The following is a 22741-nucleotide window of genomic DNA, read 5'->3' on the forward strand; positions in this document are numbered from 1 at the left end:
AACAAATGAAAAAGAAGGAACAAAAGAAAAAGGGCGCGCTGCTGACAAGTGTCCTGCTGTGCGTCGCGATGCTGACCGGCTGCGCCGGCGCGGCAAACACCAGCAAGCTGCCTGTCGGCGCGGCGGAAAATGAAATCATCGCCTACCAGCCCGTGGACGAAAATAAAACCATGATCACTATGCGCACCGAGTATAACGGCGCGCCCGACGATCTGGAAAGCATTATTGAAAAGCAGTTTCCCGAGGTGGACATCGTGCCGCGGCTGCATGCCACCGCCGGCAACCACGAGTTTGAAAGCTGCCTGGAGAACGACGATCTCGAGGATCTGCTGGTCACCTGGGGCGTCGATTCGCTGGACAACGCCCTGATTTCTGAAAAGCTGGTGGATCTTTCCTCAAAGGATTTTACCAGCAATTATTACACCACCAGCCTCAACGCCTGCCAGCGCGACGGACGCATATACTACCTGCCCGGCCCCAGCAAGATTAACGGCATTGTCTATGACAAAACCCTCTTTGCTGAGCACCAGTGGCAGGTGCCCACCAGCCTGGACAGCTTTATCCAGCTCTGCCAGACCATCAAGGCCGAAACCGGCCTGACCCCCGTTGATTTTACCTTCAAACATCCCAGCGGGCTTTCAACAGCCATGAACGCCTGGTCCTACAGCAGTGTCCTGGCTGGAAACGAGAATTACCAGTGGCTGCAGGACTACGCCGAAGGCAACGCCAGCATGACCGGGCACATGGAGCCCATGTTTGATTTGTTCAAGCAGCTGCTGGATGCCGGCGTCATCACCGAAGCCAGCTTTACCAGAGAGCCGGGCGACCGCAGCACTGCCCTTTACAAGGAATATACCGCCGCCATGACCAACGAGACCCAGATGGCGCCCGAGTACGCCAAGCAGGCCGGCTCCGACCACGAATACGGCATGATGCCCTATTGGGGCAGCAACGACCCAAATTCTGACTATGTGGCCATTGAAAGCACCTACAACTTCGCTGTCAATAAAAAGCTGGAAGCAGCGGAACACAAAGAAAAATACAATAAGGTCATGGAGATTGTGAAATGGCTGAGCTCGGTGGAAGGCCAGCAGGCCCTCATCGGGGAACAGGGACTGGCCATCAGCAACGTGAAAGATGTTCCCGTGGTCAACAATGACTTTACCCAGAACGTGGCCGCCACCATCGAAAAAGGGCATCTGGCCCCGAGAACCTACTACAGCCGCGTCAAGGACTCCAAGGCCTTTTATAAAACCATGCACCAGGGCTTCTGGAACATCGCCAAAGGCACCCAGACCGCCGAGGACGTGATGAAAGACTGCGACGCCAAGATTCAGGAGCTGCTCCACGCGCCGGAGGAAGCGCCGGAAGCGGCCTATGGCACAGCGGAAAAATCCTTCTCACGGCTGGAAACCGGCCTCTATATTGCCGATGCTTTCCGGCGCACCGCAAACACCGACATCGGCCTCGTACTGGTGGGTGAGGCCAGCTTCGGCACAATGGGCCGCATTTACGCCGGCGATGTGACCGAGCCCGTCCTCGAGGAGATCGGCCTGGACACCATTGAAAGCAAAAACCCCGACTTTAACAAGCTGGCCGTCACCACCCTGACCGGGGACCAGATCCTGCAGATTTTAAAAACCTCCTTCAACGATGACCATCAAGATCAGGATAAGTTCACCTGCTACCTTACCTCTGGCCTGAAGGTGGAATACGCCCCCTGGGCCAGCCCGGGCGAGCATCTGGTGAGCGTGAAAAATGAGGACGGCAGCGACATTGACCCGGACAAAACCTACACCGTGGCCTACTGGAATGGTTCCCTCTCCAAAGAAAAGAGCTGGAACGCCATGGACACGCCCCTCATCCTGCCCGATGTCGTCCCCGAAAAGCTTTATGAGGAATCCTTCGTGGAACTGTTAAAACCGGTTGTCCAGGAAGATGGCAAAATCACACCTTTTACCGACGGCCGGCTCACCCTTAACTGGGAGCGCGTGGCTGAGTAAAAAATCCCGGGAGGTAACTTTTGGTTACCCCCCTTTTTGAGATACAAAAAAGACGTCCTTTTCTGGTCGTCTCGCCGCTATTGACTAATGATGTGCAGCGTATGCCTTAGGATTATAAAGATAAAAAACGAAAAAATGATCCTCACTAAGGTGCTTTTTGCAGGGAATGATAAGGGGTCATTATTTCTAAGCGTTTAACTATTTTATCCTGTACAGCGTTCAATAGCTCTAAGAAGCCCTGCGTAAATTGATTCATGTTTTTGTCTCTGAGCCCCTGATCCATCTTTTTTATGAAACGAACTGATTCCTGATTATCTGCATTTTCGGGGTTTGACAAAAGAGGATAGACAAAAAACAAAAATTCCAGTAGTTTATTATAAACTTCATAGATTAGTGGAGAAGAAAATGCCTCCATGAAATATTGAACCATAAAAAGGACAATGTCCATCGAGGATGGGGTCTTTTTTTTATTGAGCATATTCCTCAGGGACGTGATTTGGTCATCTTCCAGATTTGGAAATACACGATGGATAACAGCCCCAGTCGTCAGAAAAAGAATTTCGATACTTTCGCCCGCCATTCTGATGTTTTTTTGTATGGCCGGCCGTTGCAGCTTTTCCAGATTAGGCGCGCTGTATTGTATCTGATTGCCAACGCCGTTGATCGTATGGATGATTCCCATATCCCGTAAAAGTTCAATGGTTCGCCTTACTGTGCTGATAGAGACCGAAAATTCTGATGCTGTTTTTTCATAGGATGGCAGCATGTTTTTCTCTGAATACGCACCGCTGAGGATGTTTTTAATAATCGATGCGGCTAAAGTGTGACAGTGCTGGGGCCTGTCGCGATAAGTTTGCCAGCGAAAGGAAATTTGTTCTGTGGCAGTGGTTTTGTCCCACGCCTGGTCAATAAAATTCTGCAATGTTTTTTGCGTCAGTGTTTGAAAGTAGGAAAACGCACAAAAAACATTTTCGCGGTCCAGTTTTTCGCAGCCTGCTGTCAGTAAACGGTGATATTTTTTGTATTCTTCATTGTTATCTTCATTAAACGATGGAACATAAGGAAACTGAAAAAAAGAAACCATATCAAGAAAAAGCCCCTTTGCCAGCCAGTTATTGAGGGCGTCGATCATTATATTACAGCAAAACATCGATATTGAAACAATATTCGAGTTTTCCTGTCTTGCGACTGATAGAATTTGCTGAAGATCGGCATCGCTTAATCTGCGGCAGCCCTCATGAAATAACGGCATTAAAAGAAAATGAGACAAAGAGTAGACTTCCTCGATGGCATTTTTTCGGGCAAGATAATAGTTTTCTGCAAATTGATGCTTGACTTCATCGGTTGCTTTATAGACGACCGTGGTAGGTCTTCCAGACAAGATACGGACAAGGCCGTCCATCTGCAGCTTCATTAAAGCGTTGTGTACGGTTTGTGGTGCGACATGAAAGCTGTTGCCAATTTGTTCGATGGTTGGCAGGCAGCTTCCGTATTCGAAGTGTCCAAATAAAATGTGACACGCATAGTACTCATAGATCAAATTATATTTTTCGCGTTCCAAAATTTCACCGCCTTTGATTGTTAGGGATTATCAGGAGTAAAGTCTCACAAAAATATAATCATTATACATTTTTTTATTCGAAAATACCATAATAAATAAGAAATGATATTGAACTGTTATAAATAAGTTGTTATAATTATTAAATACATACATGAACATGGAGTGAGTATTTTTTGATTTTGAAATATCAGGTATTATATTTATTTTTAAATATAGTAATATTCGATTATATTATTTAAATATGCAAAGAAAGGAATAAGATGATGGAGATAAGGAGTTTTAAATGATTCAAAAGAATAGACCGGCAACGAAACTGTCAAAAGGGGCCATAGTGATTTGTATAATCGCCTTTTTATTCGCCGCATCCAGTATTTTTATAACCTATAGTATGAATCAGAAGGCCCAAAGCATGTACGATCACCCCTATACGGTGTCGAACAGCGCCCGCGCCATGCGTTCGCGTCTGCTGGATATGAAACGTTTTTCAAATATATTAATCACCCATACGTTTAGCACAGATGAAAATGTAGAGACTTTTTTTCAGGAACGTTACACCATGCAGAACGAAGACATTGCCGTTATTTATGACCGCTATCTGGGCCCGGTAGAGGATGTGGATGTTTTGAGGGCCGCGATGGATAATCTGATTCAACAGCAGGCGACAGCAATCAGTTTTTCGGAAAATCACTCGCCAAACGAGGTTCAGGCATATATGGAAACCAATATCTATCCCTGTTATGATTCGGTCAGCGACGCGTTGACAACCATCATTGATTTCGCGGATTCTAAGATATACAGCCTTAACGAGCAGGTTCAGGAATCAGGATACGTGTCGACAGTATTGTCTTTGGTGCTGGCCTTTTCAATTATTGGTCTGACCATCCTTTCCAACAGAAAAGAACAGCGCAGCATCGCCGCCTTGACCAGCCGGGAACTGGATTTACAGGATGCCCTTTTACTCGCGCAGCAGGCCAGCAATGCCAAAAAAGATTTTCTTTCGCGAATGTCACATGAAATCCGAACGCCTATGAATGTGATTGTGGGGATGTCCACGATTGCGGGAGCGCATTTGGATAACAAAAACAGGGTAGAGGACTGTTTGTCAAAGATTGCGCTTTCTTCTCAACATTTACTGGCTCTGATTAACGATGTTCTTGACATGTCAAAAATTGAAGAAGGAAAATTATCAGTTAATTACGAGCAGTTTCACTTGCCTCAGATGTTTGAAGCCATTGTCCCCGCTATTTACGCCCAGGCTACAGCCAAAGGAATTGCCTTTCACTGTGAAACGCAGGAAGTGGCCTATGAGACGCTGATTGGCGACGCGCTTCGTGTAAACCAAATTCTGCTCAACTTACTTTCAAATGCCGTCAAATTCACACCAAAGGGTGGAAGTGTCCGCCTGAGTGCCCGACAAATACCTTTAAAAAATGGACACATAAAGTTGATTTTCAGTGTAGAGGATACAGGCATCGGAATGAGTGAAACCTTTCTCGAGCGGCTGTTCACACCGTTTGAACAGGAGGATGGCACTGTCTCACGAAAATATGGCGGAACAGGTTTAGGAATGGCTATCACAAAAAATCTGGTCACCCTGCTTGGCGGATCTATCCATGTCAAGAGCAGGCTGGGCGAAGGCTCTGTTTTTACAGTAGAGCTGCCCTTTGAAGTTTTCGATCAGGAAGAAAAGTCAAAAGAGTGTAAATTGGAAAACCTCAGGGTGTTGGTGGTAGATGACGATGAAAATACCTGCGCTCACGCAAGCCTTTTGCTGAAAAAAATGGGAATTGATGCTCAGTGGATCCAGCGTGGCTGCGATGCCGTGCAAATGGTTCTGAAAGCGCATGAGGCTTATAATGATTACGACGTCTGTCTGATCGATTGGAAAATGCCGGATATGGATGGTATCGAGGTTACGCGCAGCATTCGTGAAAAGCTTGGACCGGACACGCTGATTATTATTATTTCGGCATATGACTGGAGCGAGATTGAACATGAAGCCAGGCAAGCAGGGGCAAACGCTTTTGTCGCAAAGCCACTCTTTGAGTCTTCTCTCTATCACGCGTTGTCCACAGCGATGCAGTCCGAATCAAGGCCAGAGGAAAAGCCAGGGCTTCAAACACCGTCCTTTAAGGGAAGGCGTTTTCTTCTGGTTGAAGACAATGAACTGAATCGCGAAATCGCAATTGAGCTGTTAAAAACAACAGACGCTGAAATTGACGCTGCAGAAAATGGACAGGAAGCCATTGAGCAGTTTTCCGCTTCACCAATCGGCTACTATGATCTGATTTTAATGGACATACAGATGCCCATCATGGGTGGATATGAAGCGTCAAAACGGATACGGGCCAGCGCGCGCGAGGATGCGCAGACTGTGCCGATTTTGGCCATGACTGCCAATGCTTTTCGTGAAGATGTAGAGGAAGCTCTGTTGTCTGGAATGAACGGCCATATTGCAAAACCCATTGACATCAATCAGCTCTATACAATGATTTCCGAAGCGTTAAAATAGCTTAAAGGGTCATAATGTGTTGATTATATTACTTTTATCACAAAATAAAAAAGGGGTTTTAGATGATTACACAAAAATGTATATTAGTTGTAGAGGATAACGAAATCAATCGTATGACCCTGTATGGGCTGTTATCTCCGAAATATCAAATTTTAGAGGCAGAAAACGGGCAGAAAGCTTTAGACATTCTAAAAGAGAAAAAAGAAGATATCGCGCTGATTCTTTTGGATATCACCATGCCAGTTATGGATGGCTATACCTTTCTCACCATCATGAAAAAAGATCCCGCCTACGCTGCGATTCCAGTGATCGTGACCACTCAGAGCGACAGCGACGCCGACGAGGTAGCTGCGCTGAAACACGGCGCGGAAGATTTTGTCGCCAAGCCCTATAAAGCTGAAATTCTCCTGAATCGAGTGGCAAGCACAATCCGGTTTCGTGAAACAGCCGCGATGATCAACCAGTTTCAATACGACCATCTGACAGGACTGTACAGCAAAGCTTTTTTTTGCCGACAGGCCAGAGAGCTTTTGACGCGTCACCCGCAGTGGGATTATGATATCGTATGCTCGGACGTGGTAAACTTTAAATTCGTCAACGATGTCCTAGGCAATAAGGCTGGCGATGACCTTCTCTGTGAGATCGCCGATTATTGCCGTGACTTCGCGGGCGCGGACGGTGTGTGCGGACGGCTGAACTCGGACCGGTTCGCCTGTCTTATAAAACGCGGAAGAACTTACAATAACGAGCTGTTCATGGAGCTGGCAAATAAGATTAATGTTCTCTATAACAATAAGAGTGTTGATATCAAATGGGGGATTTATCCTATTAAGGAAAGAAATCTTCCGGTGGAGCAGATGTGTGACCGTGCGATGCTGGCAGTGCAGAGCATTAAGGGAAAATACGGCTGGTATTTCGCGTATTATGACAAGAGCCTTCGTGACAGGCTTCTTCGCCAGCAGGCGATTATTGACAGTATGGAAACAGCGCTGCGCGACAGGCAGTTTCAAGTCTATTTTCAGCCAAAGTATCGAATTCGGGACGATCATCTGGTCGGTGCAGAAGCGCTTATCCGGTGGAAACACCCTGAGTGGGGGATGCTGTCCCCAGCGGAATTTATTCCACTGTTTGAAAAAAACGGTTTTATCACCAAACTGGATCAATTTGTCTGGGAAGAGGTATGTCGAATGCTCAAAGCCTGGGAAGAAAAGGGATATTCAGGCTTCACCGTTTCAGTCAATGTATCTAGGGCAGATATCTACAGTCTGAATATTGCCGATTTTTTAAGCGGTATGATCCGTAAATATGAGCTGGCGCCAGAACAACTTCATCTGGAAATTACAGAAAGCGCTTACACTGAGGATCCCTATCAGCTGATCGAGGTGGTCAATCAGCTGCGTGAGCAAGGGTTTATTATCGAAATGGATGACTTTGGCAGCGGCTATTCCTCCTTGAATATGCTCAATCAAATGCCTATCGATATTTTAAAGCTGGATATGAAATTCATTCAAAGTGAGACTGCTAAGCCCCTTGAGCAGGGAATCCTGCAGTTTATCATGAGCATGGCCCGCTGGATGGGCGTGAGTGTGGTCGCCGAAGGTGTTGAAACCTATGGACAACTGAACCGACTGATGGAAGTGGACTGCGACTATGTGCAGGGGTATTATTTTTCTCGGCCTATGCCGGCAGAGATGTTTGAACAGTTTTTAAAAAAAGAGAAGCGGAGTGGCAAGCTGTACGGACCGATCGCTCTGGAGGAAAGAGATGGTTTTGAACAGCATAAACGCGTACTGCTTATAGCCGATGAGGATGAAGCATACATAGAAAAGATACAGGAAAATTTTTCAAGTCAATTTAAAATTATGGCTGCTAAAACGGCGTTTAGCGCCTCGGAGATTATCGTCAATTACTGTGAAAAAATAGCAATTGTACTTCTTAGCCAAACCCTTTCTCCAGATGGTACCCTTCCGGTATTGACGAGGATCCGGGAGAACAGAGAACTGTGGAAAATTCCGGTGATCGTCACAGGGCCAGCCGATGAAGTGATTGAAAAGAAAGCCTTTATATCGGGGGCCGCAGATTACGCGGTCAAACCACATCAGCCAGAGAGCCTTGCCATGCGGATTTCCCGTGTTATCCGTTTGAACACCTCCCAGATACGGGAAGAAACGCTGCAAGAGGACGCATTTCGAGATTACATGACTGGCGCCCTGAACCGCCGTGGCTGGCAGGCTGCAATAAAGAAACTTCGCAAGGGAGACGCGCCGATGGCGGTATGTTTTTTCGATTTGGACAATCTCAAGAAAATAAACGATGCCTACGGTCATTTGCAGGGAGACCAGCTGATTGTTGAGTTCAGCAATATAATCCGTAAAAATATCCGTGAAACCGACATTTTTTCACGGTTAGGCGGTGATGAATTTATCGTGGTCATGAAACGAATGAAATCCCCGAAGCAGGCGCTGAAAAAATGTCAGGAAATTTGTCGTGTTTTCCATGATAATTCAGTTATTGAGGAAATACCGGTCACGGCCTCGGCGGGGATCGTAATATGGAATGCAGAGGGATCGGCGGAGAAAATTATTGAGCGGGTGGATACAGCGCTTTATCGCGCAAAGACCACCCATGACGGCCAATGTGTTATGCTGTGAAAATGACATTTTGTCCAACAAGCCAGATAAGGCAGTGCCTGGAAAAGGAGTGAAAGATGAAAACCTTCAAAAAAGTTTTTGAGGATTACGGCGCGGATTATGAGACAACCATGAGCCGCTTTGCAGGGAATGAGAAGTTTTATTTGCGTGTGTTGGGAATGCTGCCAAATGACAAGAGTACGGAAAATCTTGGACGCACGATTAAAAATGGCGATATGGCGGGAGCTTTTGAGGCTGCCCACACATTGAAAGGCGTGGCCGGCAATCTGGGATTGACACCGCTTTTTGAGGCGGTTTGCGCCATTGTAGAGCCACTGCGAAAAAAAACGGCGCGTGATGACTACATGCAGCTTTATACGGTGATTCAAGGGGAGTATGAAAGGGCTGGAGCCTTCTTGGAATCGCTTAAAGACGTATGATCTGTTTCGATGCGGAAAAGCCGCTGCGATTTGACCCGCCAAATGCGATGAATGCGACGCGTTAAATCGCCTGAAAATAGGCTGCGTTCAATGAAGAAAGGAAATTGACATGAAACAGACAGGTATTCTCTCTACTGAGCGACAAACCATTCCTGAAGAAAAGGAGTGGGAATGGGAGGCTGACAATAGGGAAACCCAGAATATCATCGACAGGATACCGGGCGGTGTGGCTGTAGTGCGGTGCAAAAAAGACGGAACCTATATATCAGAGTTTTTGTCCGTTGGTTTTGCGGACATGATCGGTGTGACACCGAAAAAAGCGTGGGAACTTTATGGAAAGGAAGCGTTAGCAGGTGTTCATCCAGAAGATTTGTCCCAATTGATCCGGCAGTTTGAGCAATTAGTGACACAACACAGTTTACGGGGTAAGCTTTACTATCGGATGAAAAACGGAGAAAATAATTATATCCAGGTCGAAAATACACTTTCTATATTGACCTGTAAAAATGGTGACTTACGGCTATATATGTTATTGCGGGATATTTCAGAAGAAGAAGAGAGACAATGTCAGATACGTAAGCAGTATAAAGAAATGCTGCTGCAGCATTACCGAACCCCCGGACCCAACGCTCTGGTGGTAGGGCACTGTAATATCAGCCGAAATTTAATCCTGGAAATCAACGATTATACGCCTTGCCAATGCGTTAAATCCTTCAGTGAAAAACGTGAGAATTTTTTCCACGCACTGTCCGGGCTGATCGTCGACCCGAAAGAACGACAGGCATTTTTTGAAACCTGTTGCAACAGGGCATTGCTTGACGCCTTCAATCACCAGGAATTTGAACGTGTGATTCCTTGCTTTATTCAGCTTCCAGGTGAGGCAACGGGTCGATATGTACAATGTAAAGTCAGTTTGGTGAAAGAGCCGGTCACAGGCGATATCACCGGCGTTTTAACGGTTACAGATATTACGGAAAAAACAATTTCCGATCGGGTTTTGCGCAGGCTTTCAAATAACGGATACGATCACATTGTGATTTTAAACCTGCTTTGTGATAAATATGAAATTTTTACCAGCGATTCCAGCGCTTGCTGTGTGCCATCCCCTGGAAGTGGCTCGCACTCCGCCTGGATGGACTATATGCTGGAATGCTGGATTGTTCCCAAAGACCGGGAGAGCTATAAAAAATATCTGGATGCTGCCTATATCGCTGACCGACTGGAAAAACGGGGTACCTATACCTTTGACTATTCGGTCACAAACACAGACGGGAGCATCCGGGTAAAGCGAATGACCGTCTTTTCCATTGATTCACGCCTGGGCCGGGTTTGTCTTGCCCGGACAGATGTAACGGAATCCGTCAGGGAACAGCAGAGTCTGCTCAATATGCTGGCTTATACCTTTGATTTGGCCAGTTTCGTCGATATAAGCACAGGGCGTCTGATTATGTATACGCGTCAGACTGTGCTCGAAGATCTTGCGCCGTACATTATGGAGAATTACGATGCGAAAATTGCGGCTGCAATGGAGCTCTATGGAAATACACCTCAGGAACGCCAGTATCTTCATCACAAATTTAAGTTAACGACCATCTTGGAGCAATTGACAAAAGAGCCCTTGGGGTATGATCTTGTGAGCACCTACCATGGGAAGGAAGGACTACGCTACAAAAAGCTGAATGTTTTATGGGGCGACCGCAACCATCAGACCGTGTGTATCGTGCGTGCGGATGTTACCGATATGCTGGCAGCCGAAAGGGAAACCAAAAAGGAGTTGGAGAGAGCGCTCGCCTTGGCAAAACAGGCTAATCAGGCGAAAACATCGTTTTTGTCCTCCATGAGCCACGATATCCGCACGCCCATGAACGCTATTATGGGAATGACAACGCTTGCCAGCGCTCATCTGGACGACAGGGGATATGTGGAGGATTGTCTGAAAAAAATTTCCAATTCCTCCCGGCACCTGCTGAATCTGATTAACGATATTCTGGAGATGAGTAAAATTGAGCGAGACAAAGTGGAGCTGAACCGAGAGCGGATTTCACTTCGGGATTTGGTGGGTCAGGTCTCCAATATGATTCAACCTCAGGCGATAGAAAAGTGCCTTGGGTTTCGGAGCGAAATCCGTTCTGTTGTTCACACCTGGTTTTATGGTGACACACTGCGAATCAATCAGATTCTCATCAATATTTTGGGGAATGCAGTTAAGTTTACACCGGAAGGCGGCAGCGTGGAATTTTTTGTGGAAGAATGCCAGAGCACGGCAGAGGGCTATGTGCGATACCGCTTTTCCATAAAGGACACGGGGGTTGGAATGTCTGAGGAAATGCTGTCCCATGTCTTTGAACCTTTTACCCGAGGGGCGAGAGTAAACCGTATCGAGGGAACCGGTTTGGGTCTGAGCATCACCAAGGGACTGGTCGATCAGATGGAAGGGATTATTTGGGTGGACAGCAAGGAAGGCAAGGGGTCTGTATTCCAGGTAGAGCTAGAGTTTGAAATTAGTGGCGAACCGGAGCGTGGGCCAGACGTACGGCACTCTGATGATAAAGTAAATGAAAATTTTTTGAATGGATGTTGTTTTCTGATCGCCGAGGATAATGAGATTAACGCGGAGATTCTTCTCAGTCTGTTGGAAATGTTTGGCGCCCACGGTGTAGTAAAAACCGATGGAAGTCAGGTAGTGCGGGCGTTTACGACTTCCAAGAAAGGAACCTATGACGCGATTTTGATGGATATTCAAATGCCGGTGATGAATGGGTACGAGGCCACGCAGGCCATTCGGGCACTAAAACGACTGGATGCCGACACTATTCCGATCATCGCCATGACGGCAAACGCCTTTGCCGAAGATGTGCAAATGGCTTTACAGGCAGGGATGAATGCCCATGTGGCCAAGCCCATTGATTTGGACATACTGAAATCAGTCCTTCGGGAGGTTCTTCAATGAAAATCACGGCGCATAAAACGACTAAAAAAAGAAAAAATACTATAACCGAAAAGAGGCCAGGATGGTTCAGACGTCAGCTGTCGACGGTTTTATTGCTGATGATTTTTTTGACATTTTTGATTCCTACGGCATCTGCGGCGGATCAGACGGAACAGAAGGTCATCAAGGTGGCGTTTCCAATCGTGGAGGGTTATACCATGTATGCTGAGGATGGTGAGCCCTGCGGGCTGGTGGTCGATTACCTCAATGAAATCACCAAATATACAGGCTGGAAATATGAATATATTCCGACGGATGACATTCTGGGCGACTTTCAAGCGGGAAAGTTCGATTTGATGGGCGGAACCTTTTATATTGAAGGCGAGGAACTGCCGTTTGTTTATCCAAACTACAATTGTGGATATGCTAAAGCGATGCTGATGGCCAGGAAAGACGATGCGTCCATCAACAGCTATGATTTGGACACCCTGAACGGAAAGACCATCGGTGTGTATGAAAGCTCTAAAGAGAATATCGAGCATTTGATGCAGTGGTTAGAGGCAAAAGGGCTGAAGTGTCAGATTCGATCATACAGCTATGATGACATTCGTGTGAATGGAGATTTGCATACAAAGCTGGAGAATGGCGAGGTGGATTTGCTGCTAAGCTACAGCGTAAAAATCCCAGAGGACTTTTATGCGGTTGCCTCCTTTGACTCACAGGCACATTATATTGTCACCACTTCGGGAAACCAGGAAATCCTGGATGGCCTGAACATGGCTTTGGAAAAAATTTATGCTGCCGATACAAATTTTGCCCAGAAAGCCTATGAAAATAACTTTGAGAGTAATCTCATCGGATATGCCTCCATGTCTTCAGAGGAGCGGGCGTATGTGGCCGAGAAAGGTACGGTGACTGTGGCGGTTCCAAGCTACTGGCACCCTTTGTTCTGTGTGGATGTGGATGATTTCCACGAAGGATTTGTTCCAGATGTGCTTAAAAAAGTAGAAGAATTTTCTGGTCTGAAATTCACTTATATTACCTGCGAATCCTATATTGAAGCGCTGACCATGGTACAGGAAGGCGGCGCAGATATGCTGGGCTTTTTTATGGGATCTGATAGTGCAGCTTCTAAAAATGGTCTGGCCAATACAGGAGCCTACGTCAGCGCATCGCCCATACTGGTTCGGAACAAAAACATTACCTATCCTTCCGAAGGGCGCATATGCGGCCTGTTATCCGGATGGGAAAAACCGAGAGGCATCACGGCGGATGAGTTTGTGTATTACGACTGTGTTGAAGATGGGCTTAATGATGTCAACAGTGGAAAAATCGATTTCTTTTACGGCCTATCCTCCCATATGGAAAATATTATTCGGCAAAAGAGTCTCTTTAATGTCCTTCAGGTCAGCCTGCCGAACCGCAGCACGGATATTAGCTTCGCGGTAAAAACCCCTGTGGATTCACCCTTGTTTTCTATCTTGAATAAATCGGTTACCAATATGACTGAAGCCGAAAAAGAGGCCATCAGTAGCCTTAACATGGTCTCTATCGGAGAGACTCAGTTCACGCTGTCAGGAATTGTGTCTTCCAATCCCTTATTGGCAGTCGCTGTCGTTGCGCTGTTTTTGTTAATAGTCGTAACTGCGGTTATACTCTCTTACCGTGTCCGGTTGCGTTCCGCTAAAATGCGGTTAGGGTTGGAGAAGGCAGAGGCAGAAAGCCAGGCCAAAACAGAGTTTCTTTCACGGATGAGTCATGAGATTCGTACACCAATGAACGCCATTATGGGGTTAGCAGATTTAACGGAACAAGTTCCCAGTCTGCCAAAGAAGGCAAAGATGAACCTGCATAAGATCAGGTCTTCCTCACACTATCTGCTCAGCCTTATCAGCGATATTCTGGATATGAGCCGCATTGAAAGCGGCAGGATGGAGCTGGAACAGGAGCCGTTTTCAATGGATGTGCTGCTTTGCGATATCGAGAGCATGCTGGCCACTGATGCAGAGCGCCGAAAAATCCATTTTCAGGTGGAAAGTGATCTGCGCGGGGAAGTCTATGTGGGCGACAATATTCGTCTCCGACAGGTAATTTTAAATCTGTTGTCCAATGCTTTTAAATTTACCCCGCAGGATGGAACAGTGCGCCTGTGCGCCAATGGAGAGTCGGAAACCGATACAAAACGCATTTTAACCATTAAAATCTCTGATACCGGTTCGGGCATTTTACCGGAGGATCAACAGCGCATTTTCCGAAGTTTTGAACAGGTGGGAGCCAGTAGCGCCAAAAGTCAGGGCACCGGGCTGGGCCTTCCCATCAGCCAGAGTATCGTTCGTCTGATGGGCGGTGATCTGCTTTTAAAAAGCAAACCCGGTGAAGGCAGTGTGTTTTATTTTACCATCACCCTCCCAAAGGGAAAATTGGACGACACGCCAGCAGGTGGGACGGCAGATAAACAGACACTCAACGGTATCAGTATTCTGTTGGCAGAGGACAATGATCTCAACGCGGAGATTGCCACGGAGCTGCTGCAAAGCCAGGGCGCAGCCGTGCAGCGGGTGGAAAATGGTAGGATGGCCGTGGAATTGCTGAGTGACAAACCGTCTGGCACATTTCAGGTGATTCTGATGGATGTCCAGATGCCGGAAATGAACGGTCTGGAAGCTACCGCCGCCATTCGTGCAATGGAAAGGCCAGATGCAAAGTCAATCCCTATTGTTGCAATGACCGCCAATACTTTTAAGGAGGATATGGAAGCAGCGATGGCAGCGGGGATGAATGGATTTATCTCCAAACCAGTGGATGTTGAGGTACTATATAATGAGATTTGTGTTGTCCTTCACAAACATATGAACTAATAAAGGTTAAAGATGGGTTATAGAGATCAGAATGCAAAAAGCTGAATTTGCAGCCATTTCATAAGGATATATCAGAGATAAATAGATCATCCAAGCCAAAGAATGGACAATCAATATAAGTAGCTTTTAAATAAACAGCCTATCTATATATTTTGAAAAAATAAAAAAGTAAATTACTATTGATTTGAGTATTTTTAGGTAATATAATAAATATATAAATAACCTTTTTGGGGCGGTAAATGATTTTTTAAAAGTATAAAATTGAATTAAATATGAAAAATTAATACTGCCTCTGGCAGGCAACTCATGATGTGTTGTAAAGGGGAACTCTGGTGAGAGTCCAGTGGCTGGTGCGCAGCCGTAATATCCTTTGAGATTAAGTCGGAAATTCGTTTTTTATATTCCATGGACAAAGAGCTCGCTTTTGGTTCTGCCATGATCCAATGATCTCCATAGCACTTTTGGAGCTTCTGTAATTATTTTTGACATTGTTTTTATTGTGTCAAAAGTATATCAGGAGCTCCTTTTTTGTTGGAATTATCCGGTAATGGCCGGTTGACATAGATAAATTAAAAAAGCAAAGGAAAGGAAATAAGAATGGAAAATTACAAAAGTAATGCACTCAAACGTTGGTTAGGTATATTGTTGATTGTAGCCATGGTACTTTCAACCATGACTCCGTACACCAAAGTTCGGGCTGCTGAAGAAGAAATGCAGCCGTCTGTGATTTTTTCGCTTGAAAAGGCTACGGTAGACGGCGGTGCAGATATTGGTTTGTCCGATGGTGCACTCAATGTGAACAAAGATGCTCTGATGACAAAAAATGCTGGCATCGACCCGGAAAAATTGGCGCAGAGGGAAGCGCAACCAGCCAGTCTTACGAAAGCGCAGGAGCGCTTTTAAAAAGCCTGGACGCATCATAATCCGAAGTGTGCCCTTTTTTGTGGGCTCCTAAACGAGGTCCACCTCCAATCCGTTTGTTTAAAAACAAATGGATTGGAGGAAAAAATGAAACGAAAACCAAGAGAATTTAGCCTGGAAGCGGCCTGCTATATAAAAGATCATTCAAAATATCATAAAATTACTTAAAAAGGATGGAAGAACTTGATCCAGAAGCCTTTTCCAGCAGATGGTTTATACCAATTGGGGGCGCTTTACTGGAAGTTGATTATCAGAACTATCAAGATTTTTATCGCGCTAAGGAGCGGCAAGATTATTTAGAAGCATTAGATGAAGAATATTATGCGATTTCTTATGAGACTTTAAAAGAACAAACACATCGAGAAAAAGAGGCAATCAGCGTTAAGGAAGTGGATGTGAATAAAATTGTTGAAGCAAGTATGTTGTTTGAAGAGCTCAGGAAAGCATTATCTCGCCTAAATAAGGATGAAGCAACGCTGATTAAAGCGCTTTATTTTGAAGATCAGACAGTGAAGGCGTTAGCCAACCGACAGGACGTTTCTGTCCACACAATATACAAACAGAAGAAAAGAATTTTACAAAAATTAAGAAAAATGATTGAAGGTTAATGAATTAAAAAGGACGCCCGCACTTTTGAGAGTGTCCTTTAAACAGTGCTGAAAAGTATTTTAAGCTTTATGACCACCGATTTGAAGATTTCGTTCCATCGTCGTTGCGCCTTCCTGTAGGTTCATGCCCTTAAAAATAGCATTGTTTCCGATACCAGCAGTAACGGGAATGCCTGTGGTTGCCCAAACGTCCTGAATGATCATTTTTGCCAGCTCGCGCGCGGTTATGGGGTGTCCGTTTTTATTGCGATTGGTCGAAAGGTAATGGGTTAAGTCCATAAAAACTCCGTCGATACTGTACACATGGATGTCCTCTTCAGAGATATATTGAAGATATATCGCATATATCCGGGCACTGTAGTCAATGTAAAGCTGCATTCTTGGAGGCGCAGCAATATAGGCAATCTCCCTGCCCGTTTGCAATTTGATTGCTTTTATTTTTTGTTCAACCTCGAAAAGGCGGGGCCTGCTGGGAATGCCATATCAGGGGAGACAGCCAGGCAAATTATTTTCTGAGTATGCGTCACATCAGCGACTACCAGGTTGGTCGTCAAAGGGTCAAGCCCACGTTCAACACATTCCACCGAGGCATAGAATGCTTTTAAATCAACGCAGAGATAAATGTGATCAGACATTTCCTCTGATGTACCAGGTGAGAGTTATTTTGTAGAAACGTTCATCATCGTGGATCTCACTTACCAATTAGCATAATTTCAGTGTTTACATAAGAATAAATAAAATTGGTCTTTTTTAAAAAAATCGTGGTAGATTTTTCGCGATGACACTGAAGAGAGGGCGATTCGACGGTTACGTGCTGCACTTCTTGTGATATGGAGTGAAGAAAGATGGATTCCCCTTACTTTCGTGGATTTCTCACCAAAAACCTTATCCAGATAATGCTTTGCCGGTGGTGTATGGCGAACCGGCTAAACTAAAATATTATGTTGAATTCTGGATTTATTGGAAAGAAAAAATATTGTTAGATGATTATCTACAGGATTGGCTTTTTAATGTCAAATACTACACATTAGATTCAGGCTCATTTGATCGTGTTGAAAGTACATATCTAGCGCGTATAAAAGGAAAGTTTGAAAATACTGCATTAAATGAAGTCACTTCACGACAAATACAAGATTTAATTAACAAAGATTGCGAAAACCTATCATTTTCAACGGTAAAAAAATAAAACTATTATTTAGATGAAATTTTCAAATATGCTTATACGGAAGGTGATATAAACAAAAACCCGATGACAAATGTAAGATTGCCCCAAAAAAGCCATTTCAAGCCAGAAAAAAGTAGAGATACTAGAAGATGATGAGATCTTGAGAATTGATGAACTCGCAGATAAAAGAAATAAGTCTGGAAATCCAATTTATTTATATGGATACTTAATAGTTTTTTTAATTCACACAGGATTGAGACGAGGAGAATTATTTGCGCTTAAGTGGGAAGATGTTGATTTGGAAAATCGGGTAGTGAATGTTAATAAAAGTATGGTACGTATACGGGATCGAAGTGTAAAGGAAAAAGTGTTTATAAATGGGAGATTAAAAGTACAAAAACTGAAAATGGTATGGGGTGCGTCCCATTAAATGATAAGGCTATTCATGCGATTATGGAACAAAAAAAGTATATCATAAAATTTCTATAGAATTTTAATTTGTTGCAACAACAAAATATGAACAACCAATTGGAAATAGTGGTATGAATAATTTATTAAGATCTATGCTAAAAAAGCTGAAGTAAATAAAAATATGACAGTACACCAATTAAGACATACTTTTGCTAGTAGAATACTAAAAATAGGGGTGGATATAAATGTTGTAAGCCAATGGTTAGGATACGAAAATATATCAACAGCATATGATATTTATATTCACGCAACTAAAAACCAAGAAAATGTAGCCGTCCAATTATTGTGCAGGCTATAATATCTGATATATATAACTATGTTTATTTACAAAGTGGTGTCAAGTGGAATAACAATTTTAAAAAAAAGCCCTAAAACAAAGCGTTTCAAAGCTTCTATATGTTAGTCTACCAACCGGGCAGTGCTTTTATCTTTGTAGTTTAATGATAACGGATACCTGTAGAATGGTCAAATTGTTTTTTCGTTTTTCAGGAAAGCAGGCGGGCTCTGGCATATCTGCGTAAAAGGTGGGGTTAAGGCTTTTTAATATGCAGCGTAAGCCAGTTATGCATAAATGGAGCATATTGACAGCAACCGAAAAAGATGGGATGGATTCGTCCCATATAAGCAACTGATTTTCGGAATTTTAAATCATAATGCATGAGACACCCGTTTAGCCATTTAATCACAAATGTTAAAGAAGAGACTGGCCGCTGGTTCAGAAAATTCATCTGATGGCTCCCAGATGTCTACAATATCACGAATCAAGAGTGTTTTACCGGATATTTGAAGCGTCCGTGTTTCCGGATTGATCTTTTCAACCCTGCCGGTGATTTCCATATGAGAACCGAGCGGCTCATTATTTTCCTTCGATTTTATTTCCGGCACAAAATGCCTGATGGTAACAGCGGCTTTTTGTCCCTCGTTCAGCCGCTTAGCCAGAAGATGCAGCTTCCGGTCAAGAATAGCCTTTGCGTCGTCGGTCAATTCGATTCTTTTTTCATATTTTATCTGCTTTAGCCTGAGCGCTTCCTCATAGCCCTTAAGCGCGGCAAAAGGGCTGAACTGCTTCGCCCGGTCTGCGCTTGACATATGCGGCCGCCTGTCAGAAATTGGACGGACTCGGTCCATGATATCATCGTAGTTCCCCATGAAGTAAAGCCTCCTTTCACGCTTTATGGCCGCCGATTTGGTTATTGCGCTCTAAGGTTGTCGCGCTGTCCTGCAGGTTCATGCCTTTAAAAACAGCGTTGTTTCCATATTTCTGCTTTATTTTGAGCAGCGTCTGCTGCATCCTTTCCTCTTGCTTTTCCTGTTCTGCTTCAAGAGAATCCTCTTCAAACAGGCTGAGCTGCCGGTATGCTGCGTTACGGCCCGTTACCCCTTCAACATCATTGAACGTCAGAGATACCCGTCGCAGCATAAGCGCCTTGTCGATGATCCGATCATAGAGCGCAAGTGCAGCGCGCATGATTTTCTTTGTCGAGTTGCTGTAGATGGGGCGGCCGCCCGCGTCAGTCAGTTGTTCTGTGCCATGTGCCGGCTTCGGTACTGCGCGGCCAAAATGGTCGATATGAACCCCACCGCTGTAGCGGTGATCATTCAGCCCAGCTTTGTCATAACTGATATGCAGGGTTACGCTGGATGCGGACAACCCTTTTTCAATGAGATCGTATACTAAAAGATCCACCATTTCCTGGACAATCAGTCTTCCCTGTACAGAATCATAAGCATGCGGAAGCACCTGACCCGAGGAGATGGAGTGGGTGCTTGGCCTGTAGTTTTTGATATCCGCCATGGTACAGGGCTCAATTCCCCAGGCATGGTCAATGAGTAACTCCGCGTCGATGCCAAACGCTTTATAGAGCAGATTTTCACCATACCTGTTATCATCGCCTCCCTGCAAGCTCATCCTGGCTACATCGCCCATTGTGACCATCCCGTTTTTCTCAAGCCGCCTGGCGATCCCCCGGCCCACGCGCCAGAAATCAGTGATCGGCCGGTGATCCCACAGAAGCTTCCGGTAGCGCATTTCATCCAGCTCGGCAATACGCGCGCCGTCGGCATCTGCCTTTACATGCTTGGCGACAATATCCATGGCCACTTTAGCCAGATATAGGTTTGTTCCAATCCCAGCGGCGGCTGTAATCCTAGTGTTAGCCAGAACATCGTGAATGATCATTTTTGCCAGCTCGCGCGCCGTACAGTGGCTGACCGAAAGATAATGGGTCACATCGATGAAAACTTCATCGATACTGTAAACATGGATATCCTCTTCCGAAACATATTTAAGGTATATCGCATATATTCGGGCGCTGTAATCAATATAAAGCTGCATTCTGGGAGTCGCAGCAATGTAGCGAACATCCTTTCCGGTTCTCAGACGGACGTCCTTCAGTTTTTCCTCAACTTCAAAAAGTCTGGGCCTGCCGGGAATACCATAGGCTTTTAGGGCAGGGGAAACCGCCAGGCAGATGGTTTTCTGAGTGCGAGTGACATCAGCGACCACAAGATTGCTTGTGATGGGGTCAAGACCGCGTTCTACACATTCTACCGAGGCATAAAATGACTTTAGATCAATGCAGAGATAGATGGGGCCAGTCTTTTCTGAGCCGTGAAGGGGCATATTTTTTGAAAGAGCATTCATCATTACAGACCTTTCTTACAACATCGTTTCAAAAATTCCGGCGTTTATTACGATATCGGAATAGAACTTTTGTTTATTAAATAACGAACGTAAGTTTTATTAATGTTATATTATAACGATATTGCAAAATTGTCAAGGCATAAATTTGCCTTAATGCACAGGCCTGTTTGAAAACAAGAAATATGCTGTCCGCCTTGCATGTTTCATTCAAAAGAAATACAATAGGGCTACAGACAAATGGTGTATAATAAAATAAGCTTATGATAAAAGAAGCAGCAAAGGAGAATGAAAATAGATGAAACGCATATTTTTAGTTGAGGACGATCAGGCGATCGCGAGAAACCTGATGCTTTTACTCCAGTCGGAAGGGTTTGCCGTCACCCATGCCGCCACCCGGCGGGAAGCCTCGGAAGTGCTCGCCAGCAGTAAGTTTGATCTGGCACTCATTGATGTGTCTCTGCCTGACGGAAACGGTTTTACAGTTTGTACAGAGGTCAAGGAAGCACAGGATATTCCCGTGATTTTTCTGACAGCCTCCGGCGATGAGGCCAGTGTTGTCACTGGACTGAATATGGGTGCGGATGACTATATTACAAAGCCCTTCCGTCCCCGTGAACTGATTGCGCGAATCGGAACCGCCCTGCGGAAAAGTGGACGCGCTGTATCTGCCTTTGAGGTATGCGGACTCCAGGTCGATACAGCGAGCGGTGTGGTAAAGAAAAATGGCGGCGAGGTTTTTCTTTCAGCCTTGGAATACCGGCTGCTATTGATGTTTGTGAACAACCCTAAAAGCATTATCACAAGAGACCGGCTGCTGGACGAGCTGTGGGACGCGGCGGGTGAGTTTGTCAACGACAATACCTTGACAGTGTATATCAAACGCCTGCGGGAAAAGATAGAGGATGATCCCGCGAAACCCAAAATTATCCGGACCGTCCGCGGGACAGGCTATCGTCTGGGTGACGGCTATGCTCAGGAATAGAGAATTTAAGCGGTTCGCGGTTTTGTTTTTGCTGATGGCCGTCTTTTTTACAGCGCTGGGATTTTTCATCAGCCGGGCGGCGGGGATACTGGCTCTTTTGTCTGCCGCCGCGTTTGGATTTGCTTTTTATGTGTATACCAGAGCCCGGTATAGAAGTATTGCAAAAATTTCCGATCAAATCGATCTGGTGCTTCACAATTACGACCGTCTGGATATTGACGAATTGGATGAGGGCGAGCTTTCCATTCTGTACAGCGAGGTGAAAAAAATGACACTGCGCATCCGTGAGCAAAACGATGCGTTAAAAAAAGAAAAGACACATCTTGCCGATTCGCTGGCAGACATCGCTCATCAGCTCCGTACACCGCTCACATCCATGAACCTTCTTTTGTCATTGCTGGCCAACTGCTCTGATGAAATTGAGCGGAAAGCTTTTGTGCGGGAAACCGAGGAACTGCTCATGCGCATGGACTGGCTGCTCACCTCCCTTTTAAAGTTATCCCGTCTGGATGCGGGCGTCGTGGTATTTCAGAGGGAACCGATTGATGCGCAAAGTTTAATATACGCTGCGCTTCGTCCACTTCAGATACCGATGGAGCTGCGCGCTGTCAATGTACAGATAAAGGCGCCAGAGGGAGCGAGGCTTCAGGGAGACGCCGGCTGGCTTTCAGAGGCCATCCAAAACATTCTCAAAAATTGTATGGAAAGCGTGGGCGAGAGTGGGAGCATTGAGATTATCTGCACAGATAATCCACTCTTTACCGAGATCGCCGTCCACGACAGCGGCCCGGGCTTTAAAAAAGAAGATATGCCATACCTGTTTGACCGGTTTTATCGGGGGAAAAGCACAGATGCATCGGGCTATGGTATTGGACTGGCGCTCTGTAAAATGATTGTAACAGGGCAGGGAGGGTCCATCACTGCAAGCAACCGCCCTCAGGGAGGCGCGGCCTTTACCCTTCGTTTTCCAAAGTGACAGATCTCTCACCTGAAAGTCACCGGAATGTTAGAGAAAAG

16 protein-coding genes and 1 pseudogene are annotated in these 22741 nt (G+C 45.3%); 12 read left to right on the forward strand and 5 right to left on the reverse strand.

The features are described 5' to 3' along the window. Window positions 1-5 precede the first annotated feature (5 nt). A complete protein-coding gene (locus tag DW091_RS04995; protein WP_118517550.1) occupies window positions 6-2003 on the forward strand; it encodes an extracellular solute-binding protein in 1998 nt (665 codons plus the stop codon). Between the two features lie 145 nt (window positions 2004-2148). Here the strand turns inward: DW091_RS04995 and DW091_RS05000 are convergent, their stop codons facing one another. Continuing rightward, window positions 2149-3564, reverse strand: a complete 1416-nt coding sequence (locus DW091_RS05000; RefSeq protein ID WP_118517551.1) for a GntR family transcriptional regulator — start codon at window positions 3562-3564, stop codon at window positions 2149-2151. A gap of 283 nt (window positions 3565-3847) precedes the next feature. Between DW091_RS05000 and DW091_RS05005 the strand changes: the two genes are divergently transcribed. From DW091_RS05005 to DW091_RS05025, 5 genes are all read left to right on the forward strand, one after another. After that, a complete protein-coding gene (locus tag DW091_RS05005; protein WP_118517552.1) occupies window positions 3848-6076 on the forward strand; it encodes a response regulator in 2229 nt (742 codons plus the stop codon). Window positions 6077-6138: 62 nt separating this feature from the next. Next, window positions 6139-8727: an EAL domain-containing protein gene (locus DW091_RS05010; RefSeq protein WP_118517553.1), complete on the forward strand. Its 2589-nt coding sequence runs from the start codon at window positions 6139-6141 to the stop codon at window positions 8725-8727. A gap of 56 nt (window positions 8728-8783) precedes the next feature. After that, window positions 8784-9146 (forward strand): Hpt domain-containing protein, encoded by a 363-nt coding sequence (locus tag DW091_RS05015; RefSeq protein WP_118517554.1) that lies wholly within the window; start codon window positions 8784-8786, stop codon window positions 9144-9146. Window positions 9147-9255: 109 nt separating this feature from the next. Next, complete coding sequence (locus DW091_RS05020) at window positions 9256-12096, forward strand: ATP-binding protein (protein WP_118517555.1); 2841 nt, start codon at window positions 9256-9258, stop codon at window positions 12094-12096. Further along, complete coding sequence (locus tag DW091_RS05025) at window positions 12093-14933, forward strand: ATP-binding protein (protein WP_224168746.1); 2841 nt, start codon at window positions 12093-12095, stop codon at window positions 14931-14933. The genes DW091_RS05020 and DW091_RS05025 overlap by 4 nt, the downstream gene beginning before the upstream one ends. A gap of 266 nt (window positions 14934-15199) precedes the next feature. Here the strand turns inward: DW091_RS05025 and DW091_RS20030 are convergent, their stop codons facing one another. Continuing rightward, the gene (locus tag DW091_RS20030) at window positions 15200-15370 is read right to left on the reverse strand and encodes a hypothetical protein (RefSeq protein WP_158577827.1); all 171 of its coding nucleotides are present in this window, start codon (window positions 15368-15370) and stop codon (window positions 15200-15202) included. Window positions 15371-15530: 160 nt separating this feature from the next. Between DW091_RS20030 and DW091_RS05030 the strand changes: the two genes are divergently transcribed. Both DW091_RS05030 and DW091_RS05035 read left to right on the forward strand, forming a co-directional pair. Further along, on the forward strand, window positions 15531-15836 hold the full coding sequence (locus DW091_RS05030) for a hypothetical protein (protein ID WP_118517556.1): 306 nt from the start codon (window positions 15531-15533) through the stop codon (window positions 15834-15836). A 191-nt stretch (window positions 15837-16027) separates the two neighbouring features. Then, on the forward strand, window positions 16028-16462 hold the full coding sequence (locus tag DW091_RS05035; protein WP_058693882.1) for a sigma-70 family RNA polymerase sigma factor: 435 nt from the start codon (window positions 16028-16030) through the stop codon (window positions 16460-16462). A gap of 141 nt (window positions 16463-16603) precedes the next feature. On the opposite strand, the pseudogene DW091_RS05040 reads toward DW091_RS05035, so the two are convergent. Beyond that, window positions 16604-17097, reverse strand: a pseudogene (locus DW091_RS05040) (DNA methylase); the annotation flags it as partial. 200 nt (window positions 17098-17297) lie between these two features. On the opposite strand from DW091_RS05040, the gene DW091_RS05045 reads away from it, so the two are divergent. Further along, window positions 17298-17648: a hypothetical protein gene (locus DW091_RS05045; RefSeq protein WP_058693884.1), complete on the forward strand. Its 351-nt coding sequence runs from the start codon at window positions 17298-17300 to the stop codon at window positions 17646-17648. Between the two features lie 118 nt (window positions 17649-17766). Next, window positions 17767-18057, forward strand: coding sequence for a tyrosine-type recombinase/integrase (locus DW091_RS05050; RefSeq protein WP_263422103.1), 291 nt, complete (start codon window positions 17767-17769; stop codon window positions 18055-18057). 719 nt (window positions 18058-18776) lie between these two features. Here the strand turns inward: DW091_RS05050 and DW091_RS05060 are convergent. Beyond that, the gene (locus DW091_RS05060; RefSeq protein ID WP_118517559.1) at window positions 18777-19247 is read right to left on the reverse strand and encodes a hypothetical protein; all 471 of its coding nucleotides are present in this window, start codon (window positions 19245-19247) and stop codon (window positions 18777-18779) included. Between the two features lie 16 nt (window positions 19248-19263). Then, window positions 19264-20745, reverse strand: a complete 1482-nt coding sequence (locus tag DW091_RS05065; RefSeq protein WP_224168747.1) for a DNA methylase — start codon at window positions 20743-20745, stop codon at window positions 19264-19266. Between the two features lie 292 nt (window positions 20746-21037). Between DW091_RS05065 and DW091_RS05070 the strand changes: the two genes are divergently transcribed. Further along, the gene (locus tag DW091_RS05070; RefSeq protein WP_118517560.1) at window positions 21038-21724 is read left to right on the forward strand and encodes a response regulator transcription factor; all 687 of its coding nucleotides are present in this window, start codon (window positions 21038-21040) and stop codon (window positions 21722-21724) included. After that, complete coding sequence (locus tag DW091_RS05075; protein WP_074617208.1) at window positions 21711-22700, forward strand: HAMP domain-containing sensor histidine kinase; 990 nt, start codon at window positions 21711-21713, stop codon at window positions 22698-22700. Before DW091_RS05070 ends, DW091_RS05075 begins: the two co-directional genes overlap by 14 nt. Window positions 22701-22741: the final 41 nt, after the last annotated feature.

Source organism: Eubacterium sp. AM05-23 (assembly GCF_003477535.1).
GTDB lineage: Bacteria > Bacillota > Clostridia > Eubacteriales > Eubacteriaceae > Eubacterium > Eubacterium maltosivorans.